We start from the raw sequence: 15065 nt of genomic DNA, 5'->3' as shown, positions 1-15065 counted from the left end.
GCGTCGGTTTCTCGCCCCCGCCGCCCCTACCCGTCCCATCCCCGGGGGCTCCGCCCCCGGACCCCCGGCGGTGGTTCTTTTGCTGCGGGAGGGTGGGGGCTGGGCGCGCAGTTCCCCGCGCCCCTAGGTATGTCAGCCCGTCCGGCGTTTGAGGACGAGGCCGTTCAGGCCGAAGCGGGGGTCTGGGGGCGGCAGCCCCCAGACCCTCAGCCCCGCAACCGGCCCCCACAATGTGGCCAAGAACTCGCCCCCCGCTGCACATACAGCTTCTTCGCCCGGAGGGTCTGTTCCTCGGGGGGCGCGTCCTGGGGGCGTCCGGAGCCGCCGAGGCGGTGCCAGGTGTGGGAGTCGAACTGGTAGAGGCCGCCGTAGGTGCCGGAGGGATCCACGGCCCCGGGCCGGCCCCCGGACTCGCAGGCCGCGAGCCCGGACCAGTTCAGATGGTCGGCGCCCCGCACCGAGTCGGGCAGCGGCCTCGTACCGACCCTCACCACCTGCGCCCGAGGCCACCGCACCAGCTCGGACTTGAGCCGCCTCGGCTTCTGCTTGACCCCGTTGACCGTCCGCAGCAGGTACGTGACCCGCCGGGCCCCCGCCTCCCCGGCCCGCTCGACGACCTCCGTGCCACGAAACAGCGAAGGATCACTCGTCCGCTGTACCTCGAACGGGATCAGCTCCTCGTGGATCTCCCTGGTCCCGGTGATCCGCATGACGGCGACTGTCTGGCCGTCCCGCGGAAAGCTCCCGAGCGGGACGGACGTCGTGTCCTGGCCGTGCAGGGTGATCCCGGCCTCCTCGACGGCCTCCGCCACGGTCGCCGCGTTCGTACGGATCGTCCGCGCCCGCCCGTCCGCCACGATCGTCACCGTGCGCTCGGTACGCACATCGAGCGCGAGTCCCTCACGGCCGATGCGCCGGGAGCGCGAGGTCGACAGATACGCCCCCTCCGCACGTACCCCCAGCTGTTCGAGCGCCCCGTCCACGGTGTGCGCCGTCGTCCACACCCGGCGCCGGTGTCCGTCGAGGGTGAGGTGCACGGGACGCCCGTAGCGGACCGCGACCTCGTCGCCGCTGGCCAGCGCGGTGCCGGGGGCCGGCGCAACGGTGTCATGCGCGCCCACCCGCACGCCCTCGTCGGCGAGCAGTTCGGTCACGTCGTCCGCGAAGGTGTGCAGCGTGCGCGGCTTCCCGTCGACGCTGAGCTCGATAGCCTTGTCGTTGGCGACGAAGGCGGAGGTGCCGCCCGCCAGGAAGGCGACGACCAGCGCCTGCGGCAGCAGCCGGCGCAGCGGATCGGGGCGTTCGGCGGTCCGTCTGCGTCGAGCCTCGCGCCGGGCCGCGGCCCGACCGCCCACCCGGGGCGCCCCCGCGTCGCCCGACTGCCCGTCCCCTTGCCGGGGCAGCATCGGCTCGGTCGGAGCCTGCGACTGAGCCACCTCGTACGCCGCCCGATAGGTGTCCGAGTCCGCGTAGCCGTCACCGTACGGCTCAGGGTTCTCGTCATTCTCGTAGGTCCCGACGTGGTCGTACGACGTTCCAGCCAGGCCATACGTCTCGTACTGCGAGTTGCTCACGACGACACGCTCCAGGGGGGCCGGTGGAGAAAAAGGTGCGCCCGAAGGGCTCAAGCGGGGTGGTGGCGGGAGACGGGTGGGCGACCAGAACCTAGCGGAGCGATCGTCACTCTCCCAAGCAACGCGGCTACGCTGTGTCGCGACACTGCCCCGGCATGCGGCCCCGGGAAAGCACCGGAAACGTTATCCCTCAGTAATCAAAAGCGCGCGCCGTGTTCGCCGAGAGGCCTGTCGCCAGCGCGTCCTCGTCGATGCCCCGCACGGCCGCCATGGCACGCACTGTGACCGGAATGAGATAAGGCGCGTTGGGCCGTCCGCGGTACGGCGCGGGCGTCAGGAAGGGCGCGTCGGTCTCGACGAGGAGGAGTTCCAGCGGGGCCACGGCGATCGCGTCGCGCAGCGGCTGGGCGTTCTTGAAGGTCATATTGCCGGCGAAGGACATGAAGTAGCCCGCGCCGGCGCAGATCTCGGCCATCTCGGCGTCGCCGGAGTAGCAGTGGAAGACGGTCCGTTCCGGGGCGCCCTCCTCCTTGAGGATGCGCAGCACGTCGGTGTGGGCGTCGCGGTCGTGGATGACCAGCGCTTTTCCGTGACGCTTGGCGATCTCGATGTGGGCGCGGAAGGACCGTTCCTGGGCGGCCTTGCCCTCGGGGCCCGTGCGGAAGTAGTCGAGCCCGGTCTCGCCCACGCCCTTGACCTGGGGGAGGGCGGCGAGGCGGTCGATCTCGGCGAGGGCCTCGTCCAGGGCGCCGTCACCGCCGGGCCCCCTGGCCTCCTGGCGGGACCAGCCGTCCGGGTCGCCGTGCACGATGCGGGGCGCTTCGTTGGGGTGCAGCGCGACCGTCGCGTGGACGGCCTCGTACTCGGCAGCCGTCCGCGCGGCCCAGCGCGAGCCGTTCACGTCGCAGCCGACCTGGACGACCGTGGTCACCCCGACCGACGCGGCCTTGGCGAGGCCTTCCTCGACCGTGCCGGACTGCATGTCGAGGTGGGTGTGCGAGTCGGCGACGGGCACCCGCAGGGGTTCGGGGAGGGGCGGCGCTTCGGTCTTGTCGGAGGGCATGCCCCGATCCTACGAAAGGGGCATGCCGAGCCTCTTCCGGCGGGTGTCAGCTTGCCTTGCGGTGGTGGAAGGGGTGCAGCAGATCGGAGAGGTGCCAGTGGTGCGGCTCCTTGGGCAGGGCCGGCTGGTCGAGAGTTCCGTCGTGGGCCTCGTCGAGGACTTCCGCCGGCTGCCGCGGCACCGCGCGGTGCGGGCTCTGCGTGTGGTGCATGGAGTTCTGGACGGAGGACACCTGACCGGCGCGCATGATGCGCACCACGTGTCCGTCGCAGTTCTGGCAGGAGGGGCGGCTCAGGGGCGACGGCACGACACGGCCGTTCGCCACGTACATCACGAACTCGCTGCCCTCGGCGTCGTGGTGGTGCTCAATCTCGTACGACTGCTCCCAGCCGTGCCCGCAGCGCATGCAGGCGAAGGAATACGACTCATGGACGACGGCGGTAGCCGCGCTGCGGTGTCCTGCCCGGCCTGCGATCTCACTCATTCCAGCTCCTGCTGTCCGCTGGTCGACGGGGCGGGTGTGCCCCTTCGACCAGTGGACGCCTCCGCCGACGCGAGCGCATCAGACCTGTCGACTGTTGGAGCCGTCTTGGCCTTTCCTTGCCGCAGCGGCTGTGGGACCAGGCCTGAGCTTTGCCTTCGGCGGCACTCCTTTGCCCGTCCATGGGGCGCTTCGCGCCCCCCTGCCCTTCATAGAGCGGCCAGGGAGCGCCTACGGAGCGCTTCGCTCCGCCTTCTCGGCGTTCTTCGCCGCGACCACCGCGTCGAAGACATCGCGCTTGGGAATCCCGGCCTCGGCCGCGACCGCCGCGATGGCCTCCTTGCGCCGCTCCCCCGCCTCCTCGCGCACCCGCACCCGGCGCACCAGCTCCTCGGCGTCCAGCTCCTCGGCGCCCTTCTCGGGCGCTCCCTCGACCACGACGGTGATTTCCCCGCGCACGCCCTCCGCGGCCCAGGCGGCCAGCTCTCCCAGCCCCCCGCGCTTGATCTCCTCGTACGTCTTGGTCAGCTCACGGCAGACGGCGGCCCGGCGTGCGTCGCCGAAGACCTCGGCCATCGCGGCGAGGGTGTCGTCGAGCCGGTGCGGCGCCTCGAAGTAGACGAGCGTCCGGCGCTCGTCGGCGACCTCCCGCAGCCGCGAGAGCCGCTCGCCCGCCTTCCTCGGCAGGAACCCCTCGAAGCAGAAGCGGTCGACGGGCAGCCCGGACAGCGCGAGCGCGGTGAGCACGGCGGACGGCCCCGGTACGGCGGTGACCTTGATGTCCTTCTCGACGGCCGCCGCGACCAGCCGGTACCCGGGATCCGACACGGACGGCATCCCGGCGTCGGTCACCAGCAGCACGCGCGCCCCGCCGGCCAGTGCCTCGACGAGTTCCGGCGTCCGGGCCGCCTCGTTCCCCTCGAAGTACGACACGACACGCCCGGCGGGCTGCACGCCCAGCGCCTGGGTCAGCCGGCGCAGCCGCCGGGTGTCCTCGGCGGCGACGACGTCCGCGGTCTCCAGCTCCTGAGCGAGCCGGGGCGGGGCATCGGCCACGTCGCCGATGGGAGTGCCTGCCAAAACAAGGGTTCCTGTCACGGTTCCATCCTCTCAGGGGCACTTCGTGACAGCCTCATCCGCCCTTTACGGCCCGTGCACGGGACTCCCACAGACCCGTTCCCTACGATGGCGCGGTGACCAGTACCGCGTCCTCGACGGACACCCGGCAGGGCCAGGCCACCGAAAAGCAGCCGCCGTCCTGGCAACAGCGGCTGCGCCGATTCGGCTACACGGCAAGGCCGACCAGCGATGTGCGCGACCGCCTCGTGCCTCCGTACGCCCAGCCCAGCCCCCGTATCTGGGCCTCGTTCGGGGTGCGCCACGAGGTCGCCGAGCGCATCACGCGCTGGTCGGGCTGGGGTGGCCCGCTCCTGGTCACGCTGATGGCGGGGCTGATGCGGTTCTGGAACCTGGGCAGCCCGAAGAAGGTGATATTCGACGAGACGTACTACGCCAAGGACGCCTGGGCACTGATCCACCGCGGGTACGAGGTCAACTGGGACAAGAACGCCAACGACCTGATCCTGCAGAACAGCGGTCACGTCTCGATCCCCACCGACGCCTCGTACGTCGTCCATCCCCCGGTCGGCAAGTACGTCATCGGGCTCGGCGAATGGATGTTCGGGTTCAACCCGTTCGGCTGGCGCTTCATGACGGCCGTGCTCGGCACGCTGTCGGTGCTGCTGCTGTGCCGGATCGGGCGCCGTCTGTTCCGCTCGACGTTCCTGGGCTGCCTGGCGGGCGCGCTGATGGCGGTGGACGGGCTGCACTTCGTGATGAGCCGCACCTCGCTGCTCGACGGCGTGCTGATGTTCTTCGTGCTGGCGGCCTTCGGCTGTCTGGTGGTGGACCGCGACAGGGCGCGCGCCCGATTGGCGGCGGCGCTGCCCGCGGACGAGGACGGTGTCGTACGCCCCGACGCGCACACCGCCGAGACGACCCGCCTGGGGTGGCGTCCCTGGCGCTGGGTGGCCGGTCTCATGCTGGGCCTCGCCCTCGGCACCAAGTGGAGCGGTCTGTACGTCATCGCCGCGTTCTGTGTGATGGCGGTGCTGTGGGACGTCGCCTCGCGCCGGGTCGCGGGCGCCCGTCACCCGTACACCGCGGTCCTGAAGCACGACACCGGCATCACCTTCCTGGCGACGGTCCCGGTGGCGATCGTCACCTACCTCGTCTCCTGGACCGGCTGGATCCTCTCCCCCACGGACGGCACCGGCGGCTACTTCCGCAACTGGGCCGCGACGGACGGCAAGGGCGGCAGCTGGACCTTCCTCCCCGACTGGCTGCGCAGCCTGTGGCACTACGAGCACGAGGTGTACGAGTTCCACGTCGGCCTCTCCTCGCCGCACACGTACCAGTCGAATCCGTGGAGCTGGCTCGTCATGGGCCGCCCGGTCTCGTTCTTCTACGAGTCCCCGGTCCCCGGCAAGGACGGCTGCCCCACGGACGCGGGCGAGAAGTGCGCCCGTGAGGTGCTGGCCCTGGGCACCCCGCTCCTGTGGTGGGCGGCCTGCTTCGCGATCGCCTACGTGCTGTGGCGCTGGGCGTTCCGCCGCGACTGGCGCGCGGGCGCGATCGCCTGCGGCATCGCGGCCGGCTACCTGCCCTGGTTCATGTACCAGGAGCGCACGATCTTCTTCTTCTACGCCATCATCTTCGTCCCGTTCCTGTGCCTGGCCGTCGCCATGATGATCGGCGCCATCCTCGGCCCACCCGGCGCCGGCGAACGCCGCCGGGTGATCGGCGCGGCGAGCGCGGGCGTCCTGGTCCTGCTGATCGTCTGGAACTTCATCTACTTCTGGCCGCTGTACACGGGCACCGCGATCCCCATCGACCAGTGGCGGTCGCGGATGTGGCTGGACACCTGGGTCTAGCTGGGCAGACGTACCAGGAGGGCGCGGCAGTCTGCCGCGCCCTCCTGGTCGTTGTTGGCCGTTAGCGGTTGTCGTTGGTCGCCCCCGGACGGCCCCAGGACGGCCCAGCTCTGGCCCCAGGAGATTTACAGACCGCGCGACTATCGGTGCCTGAGCACGGCTCTTGGCGACCTGGTGCCGTCGTGCCCCACGGATTGCCCCAGGGAGACTCCTTTCCCCACCCTGGCTTGCTGATGCCAACGGAGCCATACCAGCGCTTTCCGACAGTCCCATCTGTACGGACCGTGTTCAAGAATGGTGCAGCGTTTAACCCCAGCGATGCTAATTTCCGTGACCTGCTTGATCTTTTCGCGTCTTACCCCATGCACGGGGAACCCTTTTTCCCGTTCTTGATGTCCTGCCGGAACGCGCCCGTGGTGTCGGAGTAGATCACTCTGAACGATTTCCATGCGCAGTCCTCACTTCCCGCGGAAACACCTATATGGATACCAACGGATGAGGCGCCATTCCCGAGTCCAAGACTCAATGAAGAGTTTCAGGGAATCGGAGCAGCTCGAAGACAAGCAATGGCTTCAACAAGAAAGTTGAACGAAAAGGCTCTACGCTAGGCGAATTCCTGGCAGCTCGCGGAGCCGTACTAGACATGAGCAACAACTGATGGACTCCAGCCCCAAGCGGCAAAAGTCGAGGCACTGTGTCCGATGGCCCGGGAGGCTGCTGGTGGCTGTGAGGCGATGCTGTAGTCGTAGTCGGAGGAGGCGCTGATGAATTCGGAGAAGATCCAGAGCACGGCCCCAAGGACGATGAACAGGACGACCAGGGCTTTACCCGCGTCGCTGAGCAGCAGCGGGCGGGTAGCCGAGTGGGGTTGCTCGGTGGAGTTGGGCTCGTCGCCAAATAGGCGCTTGGGGTAGGCCGAGGTAAGCATCATCACGTAACCGTTCAGACGCATCCCGTAGCGGGCGGTGGCGGCGGTTGCCTCGAACAGCGGGCGCGGCATCCGGCCGAGGATGAGCACCAGAAGCCAGAGGATGGGGCAGACGACGAACCACCCGTAGATGACCAGGCACGCCAAGATGTAGGCGGGGATGAGCAGAATGATGAGGAACAAGACGGCGAGGCGGTTGAGCTTGCCAGGGTGGATCTCGATCTGGACGGGGTGGTCGGCCGCCAGGAAGGCGAAGGGCGGGTAGGTGTCGACCAACAGCATCGCGTAGGCGGTGACGCGGGTCGCGTAGGCGAGGTAGCCGGTCAGGAATGACGCGATTGGTTCGGGCAGCCGTCCGGTAATCAGGGCGGCGAACCAGCCGACGACCACGAGGACGAACGCGGCGATCCCCAGGAAGAACAAGGCGACGTACTGGGGGACCAGCAGGAGCCAGCGCAGCAGCACGGTCCAGCGGCGCTGCCGGCCAGGCTCGGGAAGATCCAGCACTGGGAGCACCTCCGGTGGTGGGGCGGGGCGGTGCACCCACCTCTGGTCTGCCATGGCCGGCTCCTGTCCGATTCGCGGCTGTCACCCCGGTTCAGAGCTTCAGGGTCACGCCGCCCGGCCCTGTGTGCGCGCGGTGAGGACTGATCGGATGAATTTCAGATGAATGCGGAGGCTGGCGCGGCGGCACGTGACGAGGTCCGCACACGGGTTACTGCTGCAGGAAGCCCAATGACGGGCGGCGGGCCTCATGGTGTCCGTCCGAGCGGACGCGCCTCCCTAGCCCAAGGCGATACCCCTCCCCGACCCGCGCCTCTCGGTGCGCCGGATGACCCCAAGCTGCTCCATCTGTTCAAGGTGGTAGGCCACGGAGGACGGGCTCGACAGGCCCACGCTCCGGCCAATCTCTCGGATCATGGGGGCCTCTCCACGCTCGGCGATCCCTTACCTCGCCGGGCCCACCCTCGCCGGACTGGGCAGCACCTTCGGCCTGTCCACCCTGGTGGGCAAGCCGCTCGCGGTCATCTCCGACGCACGGCTCCGGCCACGACGGAGGACAGGTCGTCGAACGGCTCCTGACGCACCCGAAAGGCCGTCGACAGCCTCTATCCGGCGTCCACTCCACAAGATCACGGCCCAGAGACGGCCCAAGCGGCATGACGCGGCCCCGGCCAGAGGTAATCGCCCTGGTCGGGGCACTACCAGGGCGGATCTCGCAGACTTCATCTACTTCTGGCCGCTGTACACCGGCACCGCGATCCCCATCGACCAGTGGCGTTCACGGATGTGGCTGGACACCTGGGTCTAGGGCCTGCCCGGCGGATCATGCCGACTCTGATCTCTGTTCGGACAACATCACGCGACACCGGTCACGGCTGTCACCCCTCCGCCCTACAGTGCAAGGAATTACGGGGAGGGGAATGCCATGCGCAAGGGGGCAAAGGCGGCCATCGTCGGCAGTGTGTTCGCCGTGATGGTCGGGGGTGCCGGGTACGGCGCGTTCAACGTGATGAACGCGCTGAGCGGCGGTGGGACTGCGAGCGCGGACGAGCCCGCGCCGGTGCGGACCGGGCCGCCGAGCAGTGCGGAGGTCAAGGCGGCCTCGGCGAAGTTCTTCGCGGCCTGGGAGAAGGGCGACGCGGCGACCGCGGCGGCGAACACGAACAACGCGGAGGCCGCCACTTCGCTCCTGACCGGCTACCGCGACGACGCGCACATCACCGGGGTGCGGATAACACCGGGCACACCGTCCGGCGCGACCGTGCCCTACTCGGTCAAGGCGACGGTGTCGTACGAGGGGAAGTCCAAGCCCCTCTCGTACGACGACTCGCTGACCGTCGTACGCGGGGTCACCACCGGGAAGGCGCTGGTGGACTGGAAGGCGTCCGTCGTCCATCCCGAGCTGAAGGAAGGCGACACGCTGGTCACGGGCGAGTCGGCGAGCCCGGCGATCGAGGCCGTGGACCGCAACGACGTCGTCCTGACCAAGGAGAAATACCCGTCGCTCGGGCCGATCCTGGACGCACTGCGCGAGAAGTACGGCGACGCGGCGGGCGGCACGGCCGGCATCGAGCTGGCGATCCGCCGCGAGAGCGGGGACGTCGGCGGGAACGTGGGCGACACGACCCTGGTGACCCTCGCCAAGGGTGAGGCGGGCAAGCTGCGCACGACGCTCAGCGCGAGCGCGCAGGCCGCCGCGGAGAAGGCGGTGACGCAGTACGCCGAGTCGTCCGTGGTGGCCGTGAAGCCGAGCACCGGTGAGGTGCTGGCGGTCGCCAACCACCGGGAGGACGGCTTCAACGCGGCGTTCCTCGGCAAGCTCGCGCCCGGCTCCACGATGAAGATCATCAGCGCGGCGACGCTCATCGACAACGGCATCACGACGGCGAACGGCCCCGCGACCTGCCCGGACACCGCCACCTGGCAGAGCCAGACCTTCCACAACCTCACAGGCATGAAGCCCAACCTGAACGCCACCCTCTCCGAGTCCTTCGCCCGCTCCTGCAACACGGCGTTCGTGAGCTACGCGGACTCGGTGAAGGTCGACTCGCTCACCAATGAGGCACAGGAGCGCTTCGGTCTCGGGCAGAACAACTGGAAGACCGGTATCCCGTCCTTCGACGGCTCCGTCCCGGCCTCCGGCGGCCCGGACACGGCCGCCAACATGATCGGCCAGGGCCAGGTCCAGATGAGCCCGCTGAACATGGCTTCGGTGACCGCGACGGCGATGACGGGCGCCTTCCGGCAGCCGGTGATCGTGCCGCGCTCGCTCGACGACCGGCCGCTCGCCCAGGCGAAGGGCCTGTCCCAGAGCACGGTCGAGCAGCTGCGCTCCATGATGAACCGCACCGCGGTCTACGGCACCGCCGCCACGGCGATGGCCGGACTCGGCGGCAGCATCGGCGCCAAGACCGGTTCCGCCGAGGTCGACGGCCAGTCCAAGTCGAACAGCTGGTTCACCGGCTACCGCAACGACATCGCGGCCGCCGCGATGACCCAGGAGGGCGGCCATGGCGGCGACGCGGCCGGTCCGATCGTCGCAGCTGTGCTACGAACGGGCGGCTGAAGTCACCCCTGCCAGGGCGGGACTCTAGGGTGGGGGCTCTCGTTGGGGGGCGTGAGAGTACCGGGGGACCGGGAAACCTCAGGAGGATCGGAAGCTGTGGGCAACAGAAGGCGCGTCGCCGAGCGACGGAAGACGAAGCCCGCCGTGATCGGCGGGCTGATCGCCGTGGTCGTCGTCGGCGGCGGGGCGTTCGGCGCCTACAGCCTGTACGGCGGCGGTGCGGCGGCCGGGGAGCGGACGGCGACGGCCGCCGACGAGCAGGCGGTGAAGACCGGTCCCCCGTCGGCGACCGAGGTCACCACGCTGACCACCCAGTTCCTCACCGCCTGGCAGAGCGGTGACGTCGCGAAGGCGGCCGCCGCCACGGACGACTCGGCGGCCGCCAGGACCGCGCTCACCGGCGTCACCAAGGACGCCCACATCACCGGCGTCAAGCTCACGGCGGGCAAGGCGTCGGGGGCGTCCGTCCCGTTCTCCGTCAAGGCCACCGTCACGTACAAGGGCAAGAGCAAGCCGCTGGCGTACGAGTCGAAGCTGACCGTCGTGCGGCGGGCGAAGGACGGTGCGGCGCTGGTCGGCTGGAAGCCGTCCGTCGTGCATCCGGACCTGCAGGACGGCGACCGTCTGGCCACCGGCGAGGCGGGCACTCCCCCGGTCACCGCGCTCGACCGCGACGGCGGTGAGCTGACCGTGGCCAAGTACCCCTCACTGGGCACGGTCCTCGACGGGCTGCGCGAGAAGTACGGCAAGACGGCCGGCGGCACGGCGGGCGTCGAGCTGCGTGTGGTCCGCAAGGCCGCCGAGAAGGGCGCCGAGAAGACCCCGGACAAGACACTGCTGACGCTCAGCGAGGGCACGCCGGGCACGGTGAAGACGACGCTCAGCCCGACCCTCCAGGCGGACGCCGAGGAGCAGGTGACCAAGAAGGCCCGGTCGTCGGTGGTCGTGATGCGTCCCTCGACGGGCGAGATCCTCGCCGTCGCGAACCAGAGCCACGGCTTCAACACCGCCTTCCAGGGCTCCCTGGCCCCCGGCTCCACGATGAAGGTCATCACGTCGTCACTGCTGATCGACAAGGGGCTCGCCTCGGCCGACAAGGAGCACCCGTGCCCCAAGACCGTGACGTACGGCGGCTGGAAGTTCCACAACGACGACAACTTCAAGATCACCGGCGGCACGTTCAAGGCGAGCTTCGCGCGGTCCTGCAACACGGCCTTCATCAGCCAGGCGAAGAAGCTGGAGAACAGCGACCTGACCACACAGGCCCAGCAGGTGTTCGGTCTCGGCCTGAACAACTGGGCCATCGGCGTGCCGTCCTTCGACGGCTCGGTACCGGTGCAGTCGGCGGCCTCGATGGCGGCGTCGCTGATCGGCCAGGGCGGGGTCCGGATGAACCCGCTGAACATGGCGTCGGTCGCCTCGACGGTCCAGTCGGGCACCTTCCGCCAGCCCTACCTGGTGTCCCCGACGGTGGACGACCGGACGCTCGCCAAGGCGTCCCGCACCCTGTCCGCTTCCACCCTCTCCCAGCTCCGTGAACTGATGCAGTACACGGCGGCGTACGGCACGGCCGCGGAGGCGATGTCCGGCCTCGGCCCCGACTACGGCGCGAAGACGGGCTCCGCCGAGGTCGACGGCCAGAAGAAGCCGAACGGCTGGTTCACCGCGTACCGCGGCGACCTGGCCGCGGCGGGCGTGGTCCAGCAGGGCGGCCACGGCGGAGACACGGCAGGACCGCTCGTGGCGGCGCTGCTCAAGGCGGGCAGCTGACGCCGGTCGCTAGGGCCTGTCCGGCGGATCATGCCGGAGACGCGGGGTCTGGCACGCCGATCTGCGGCGACGCCGCTGCTTCCCTCCGACCTGATCCGCCGGACAGGCCCTAGCGCGACACCGGGGTGCCGGCGGCCATGTACGTGCGGCGCAGGAAGCGGATCAGGGCCTTCGAGTCGACCTGCACGACCGCCACCCCGTCCGGCGAGTGGAACTCCATGACCGCCTGCACACGGCCGCACGGCCACACGCTCACGTCACCGCTGCTGACGGGAACACGGAGCCCCCGCTCCAGGAGGTCCCGGGAGAAGGCCCACTCGTGCGGGCCGGGCAGCGTGACGTGCACCTGGAGGGGATCATCATCGGGGTCGTAGCGGAGAGCGACGGGGACAGCCTGCCGTCCGTCCTCGGTGGAGTTCGCCGTGTCGGTGACGATGTGGGCGCGTGCGTACTGTTCGACAGCGGACATGAGCCGCTCCTTACGCTGCGTTACCTGTGCGGAATCTGTGAATCCGCCACCACTCCAATGTCGCACATTCCCTGGAATCCGCCACGGACTCCTCCTGGCACCTTCCTGGCACCTTCCGGCACCCTTCCGGCACCCTTCCGGCGAGGTGCCAGGGTTATTCATAGGCACCTCGCTCTTGCAAAAGGTTCGCAACAAGGCGCTATCCTCGAACGGTGCATGTGCCTGACGGATTCATCAACGCCCCGGTCTCCGCGGTCGCCGGAGTAGTCGCCGCCGGCGCCATCGCCGTGAGCCTCCGCGGCGCCCGCCGCGAGCTCGACGAGCGGACGGCGCCGCTCGCCGGCCTGGTCGCCGCCTTCATCTTCGCCGTACAGATGCTGAACTTCCCGGTCGCGGCCGGAACCAGCGGACATCTGCTCGGCGGCGCCCTCGCGGCGATACTCGTCGGCCCCTTCACGGGGGTCCTCTGCGTGTCGGTGGTCCTGCTGATGCAGGGCATCCTCTTCGCGGACGGCGGTCTCACCGCGCTCGGCGTGAACATCACGGACATGGCGATCGTCACGACGGTCGTGTCGTACGCCGTCTTCCGCGGCCTGGTGAAGGTGCTCCCGCAGGGGCGCCGCTCCGTCACCGCCGCCGCCTTCGTCTCCGCGCTGCTGTCCGTCCCGGCCGCCGCCGTCGCCTTCACCCTCATCTACGCGGTCGGCGGCACCACCGACGTCTCGATCGGCAAAGTCGCCACGGCCATGATCGGCGTGCACGTCCTCATCGGCATCGGCGAGGCCGCGATCACCGCGCTGACGGTCGGCGCGGTCATCGCCGTACGGCCGGACCTCGTCCACGGGGCGCACGGTCTGCAGCAGCGGCTCAAGCTGCGCGTCGGCGGCGAACTCGTGGACGCGCCCGCTCCCGCCCTTCCCGTGGCCGCCCGCACCTCGCACCGCAAGGTGTGGATCACCGGCCTCGTCGCCTCCCTCGTCCTCGCCGGATTCGTGAGCTTCTACGCCTCCGCCAACCCCGACGGCCTGGAGAAGGTCGCCGCGGACCACGGCATCGACAAGAAGACCGAGGAGCACGCCTCGGCCGATTCGCCGCTCGCCGACTACGGCGTCAAGGACGTCTCCGACGCCCGGATCTCCGGCGGCCTCGCCGGCGTCATCGGTGTCGGCGTCACCGTCGTCGCGGGCAGCGGCGTCTTCTGGGCGATCCGCAGGCGCCGTACGACCGACACCTCGCCCGCCTCCGTCCCCGAAGGCGTCTGATCCGATGGGCGCGGGCCACGCACACAAGCTCTACCGGCACGGGCACTCACCCGTGCACGCCCTGCCGCCGCACACCAAGCTGGCCGCGACGTTCGCGTTCGTGATCGTGGTGGTCTCCACACCGCGCGAGGCGATGTGGGCGTTCGCGCTGTACGCGGCGCTCCTCGCGGGGGTGGCGTTCAAGGCCCGCGTACCGGCCGGTTTCCTCCTGAAGCGGCTGCTGATCGAGGTACCGTTCGTCGCCTTCGCGGTGCTGATGCCGTTCGTGGCGGAGGGCGAGCGCGTGGACGTGCTCGGCCTGTCGTTGAGCGTGAACGGCCTGTGGGGCGCCTGGAACGTCCTCGCCAAGGGCACCCTGGGCGTCGCCGCCTCCGTACTCCTCGCCTCCACCACCGAACTGCGCGAGCTGCTCCTCGGACTCCAGCGGCTGAAGCTCCCGCCGCTCCTCGTACAGATCGCCTCCTTCATGATCCGGTACGGCGATCTCATCACGGACGAGATGCGGCGGATGCGGATCGCGCGGGAGTCCCGCGGTTTCGAGGCGAGCGGGGTCAAGCACTGGGGGGTGCTCGCGAAATCCGCGGGCGCGCTGTTCATCCGCTCCTACGAGCGCGGGGAGCGCGTGCATCTCGCCATGGTGAGCCGGGGGTACACCGGTTCGATGCCGGTCATCGACGAGGTGACCGCGTCCCGGGCACAGTGGTCGTACGCGCTCGCCCTCCCCGTCGCCGCCCTCGTCGTATGTCTGCTGGGATGGACTCTGTGACTGCTTCTCTGGAGGTCTCCGGCCTCGCCTTCGCCTACCCCGACGGCCACCAGGCCCTCTTCGGCGTCGACTTCACCATCGGGCGCGGCGAGCGGGTCGCGCTGCTCGGCCCGAACGGCGCGGGCAAGACCACCCTCGTCCTCCACCTCAACGGCATCCTGACCGGCGGCACCGGCACCGTGACGGTGGCCGGACTCCCGGTCGGCAAGCGGCACATGGCGGAGATCCGGCGCAAGGTCGGCATCGTCTTCCAGGACCCGGACGACCAGCTCTTCATGCCGACCGTGCGGGAGGACGTGGCCTTCGGCCCGGCCGCGGCGGGGATGAAGGGCGCCGAGCTGGAGGAGCGCGTCCGTACGGCACTGGAGCGGGTCGGCATGGAGGCCTTCGCCGACCGTCCCCCGCACCATCTGTCGTTCGGGCAGCGGCGGCGGGTTGCGGTGGCGACGGTGCTGGCGATGGAGCCGGAGATCCTCGTCCTCGACGAGCCCTCCTCGAACCTGGACCCGGCCTCGCGCCGCGAACTCGCCGACATCCTGCGGTCGTTGGACGTCACCGTCCTCATGGTCACGCACGACCTGCCGTACGCGCTCGAGCTGTGCTCCCGGTCGCTCATCCTGAGCGACGGCGTGATCGCGGCGGACGGGAAGACCGGCGAGCTGCTCTCCGACGACGAGCTGATGCGCACGCACCGGCTGGAGCTGCCCTTCGGATTCGACCCGCGCTCGGTGACGGCGGGGGCGCAGTAG

The 15065-nt window shown here is 69.8% G+C and carries 13 protein-coding genes; 6 read left to right on the top strand and 7 right to left on the bottom strand.

From position 1 onward, the window contains the following. Positions 1 to 206: 206 nt before the first annotated feature. The 4 genes from ACX28W_RS26615 to rsmI form a co-directional block, all read right to left on the bottom strand. Positions 207 to 1574, bottom strand: a complete 1368-nt coding sequence (locus ACX28W_RS26615; RefSeq protein WP_459001978.1) for a ubiquitin-like domain-containing protein — start codon at positions 1572 to 1574, stop codon at positions 207 to 209. Between the two features lie 190 nt (positions 1575 to 1764). Then, entirely contained in the window at positions 1765 to 2637 is an 873-nt protein-coding gene (locus ACX28W_RS26610; RefSeq protein ID WP_459001976.1) for a TatD family hydrolase, read from the bottom strand. 46 nt (positions 2638 to 2683) lie between these two features. Continuing rightward, positions 2684 to 3121: a hypothetical protein gene (locus ACX28W_RS26605; RefSeq protein WP_459001974.1), complete on the bottom strand. Its 438-nt coding sequence runs from the start codon at positions 3119 to 3121 to the stop codon at positions 2684 to 2686. A gap of 228 nt (positions 3122 to 3349) precedes the next feature. After that, a complete protein-coding gene (gene rsmI, locus ACX28W_RS26600) occupies positions 3350 to 4216 on the bottom strand; it encodes a 16S rRNA (cytidine(1402)-2'-O)-methyltransferase (RefSeq protein WP_459001973.1) in 867 nt (288 codons plus the stop codon). A 95-nt stretch (positions 4217 to 4311) separates the two neighbouring features. Here rsmI and ACX28W_RS26595 point away from each other — a divergent pair, with 95 nt between their 5' ends. Further along, positions 4312 to 6051, top strand: a complete 1740-nt coding sequence (locus tag ACX28W_RS26595; RefSeq protein ID WP_459001972.1) for a dolichyl-phosphate-mannose--protein mannosyltransferase — start codon at positions 4312 to 4314, stop codon at positions 6049 to 6051. A gap of 637 nt (positions 6052 to 6688) precedes the next feature. Here the strand turns inward: ACX28W_RS26595 and ACX28W_RS26590 are convergent. Both ACX28W_RS26590 and ACX28W_RS26585 read right to left on the bottom strand, forming a co-directional pair. Further along, complete coding sequence (locus ACX28W_RS26590; RefSeq protein WP_459001970.1) at positions 6689 to 7540, bottom strand: DUF4389 domain-containing protein; 852 nt, start codon at positions 7538 to 7540, stop codon at positions 6689 to 6691. Between the two features lie 222 nt (positions 7541 to 7762). Next, positions 7763 to 7924 carry a LexA family protein gene (locus ACX28W_RS26585; RefSeq protein WP_459002034.1) on the bottom strand — a complete coding sequence of 54 codons (162 nt, stop codon included), beginning with the start codon at positions 7922 to 7924 and terminating at the stop codon, positions 7763 to 7765. A 484-nt stretch (positions 7925 to 8408) separates the two neighbouring features. On the opposite strand from ACX28W_RS26585, the gene ACX28W_RS26580 reads away from it, so the two are divergent. Both ACX28W_RS26580 and ACX28W_RS26575 read left to right on the top strand, forming a co-directional pair. Continuing rightward, entirely contained in the window at positions 8409 to 10049 is a 1641-nt protein-coding gene (locus ACX28W_RS26580) for a penicillin-binding transpeptidase domain-containing protein (RefSeq protein ID WP_459001968.1), read from the top strand. 96 nt (positions 10050 to 10145) lie between these two features. After that, positions 10146 to 11819, top strand: a complete 1674-nt coding sequence (locus ACX28W_RS26575; protein WP_459001967.1) for a penicillin-binding transpeptidase domain-containing protein — start codon at positions 10146 to 10148, stop codon at positions 11817 to 11819. A gap of 109 nt (positions 11820 to 11928) precedes the next feature. Here ACX28W_RS26575 and ACX28W_RS26570 read toward each other — a convergent pair whose 3' ends face one another. Further along, entirely contained in the window at positions 11929 to 12288 is a 360-nt protein-coding gene (locus ACX28W_RS26570) for an SsgA family sporulation/cell division regulator (RefSeq protein ID WP_459001966.1), read from the bottom strand. A gap of 212 nt (positions 12289 to 12500) precedes the next feature. Between ACX28W_RS26570 and ACX28W_RS26565 the strand changes: the two genes are divergently transcribed. Genes ACX28W_RS26565 through ACX28W_RS26555 form a run of 3 tightly spaced genes read left to right on the top strand, consistent with a single transcriptional unit; the run spans position 12501 to position 15065 of the window. After that, on the top strand, positions 12501 to 13550 hold the full coding sequence (locus ACX28W_RS26565) for an energy-coupling factor ABC transporter permease (protein WP_459001964.1): 1050 nt from the start codon (positions 12501 to 12503) through the stop codon (positions 13548 to 13550). A 4-nt stretch (positions 13551 to 13554) separates the two neighbouring features. Beyond that, on the top strand, positions 13555 to 14316 hold the full coding sequence (gene cbiQ / locus ACX28W_RS26560) for a cobalt ECF transporter T component CbiQ (RefSeq protein WP_459001962.1): 762 nt from the start codon (positions 13555 to 13557) through the stop codon (positions 14314 to 14316). After that, positions 14304 to 15065 (top strand): energy-coupling factor ABC transporter ATP-binding protein, encoded by a 762-nt coding sequence (locus ACX28W_RS26555; RefSeq protein ID WP_459001961.1) that lies wholly within the window; start codon positions 14304 to 14306, stop codon positions 15063 to 15065. The genes cbiQ and ACX28W_RS26555 overlap by 13 nt, the downstream gene beginning before the upstream one ends.

The sequence above is a fragment of the Streptomyces sp. SD15 genome, assembly GCF_054462255.1.
Note: the sequence above shows the minus strand (reverse complement) of the source record. Positions and strands in the feature narration are given on the sequence as shown.

Bases quoted from the DNA above. Each gene is read 5' to 3' on its own strand.
- ACX28W_RS26610 (WP_459001976.1), bottom strand. From the start codon at position 2,637: ATGCCCTCCGACAAGACCGAAGCGCCGCCCCTCCCCGAACCCCTGCGG.
- ACX28W_RS26605 (WP_459001974.1), bottom strand. From the start codon at position 3,121: ATGAGTGAGATCGCAGGCCGGGCAGGACACCGCAGCGCGGCTACCGCC.
- ACX28W_RS26590 (WP_459001970.1), bottom strand. From the start codon at position 7,540: ATGGCAGACCAGAGGTGGGTGCACCGCCCCGCCCCACCACCGGAGGTG.
- ACX28W_RS26580 (WP_459001968.1), top strand. From the start codon at position 8,409: ATGCGCAAGGGGGCAAAGGCGGCCATCGTCGGCAGTGTGTTCGCCGTG.
- ACX28W_RS26570 (WP_459001966.1), bottom strand. From the start codon at position 12,288: ATGTCCGCTGTCGAACAGTACGCACGCGCCCACATCGTCACCGACACG.
- cbiQ (WP_459001962.1), top strand. From the start codon at position 13,555: ATGGGCGCGGGCCACGCACACAAGCTCTACCGGCACGGGCACTCACCC.
- ACX28W_RS26555 (WP_459001961.1), top strand. From the start codon at position 14,304: ATGGACTCTGTGACTGCTTCTCTGGAGGTCTCCGGCCTCGCCTTCGCC.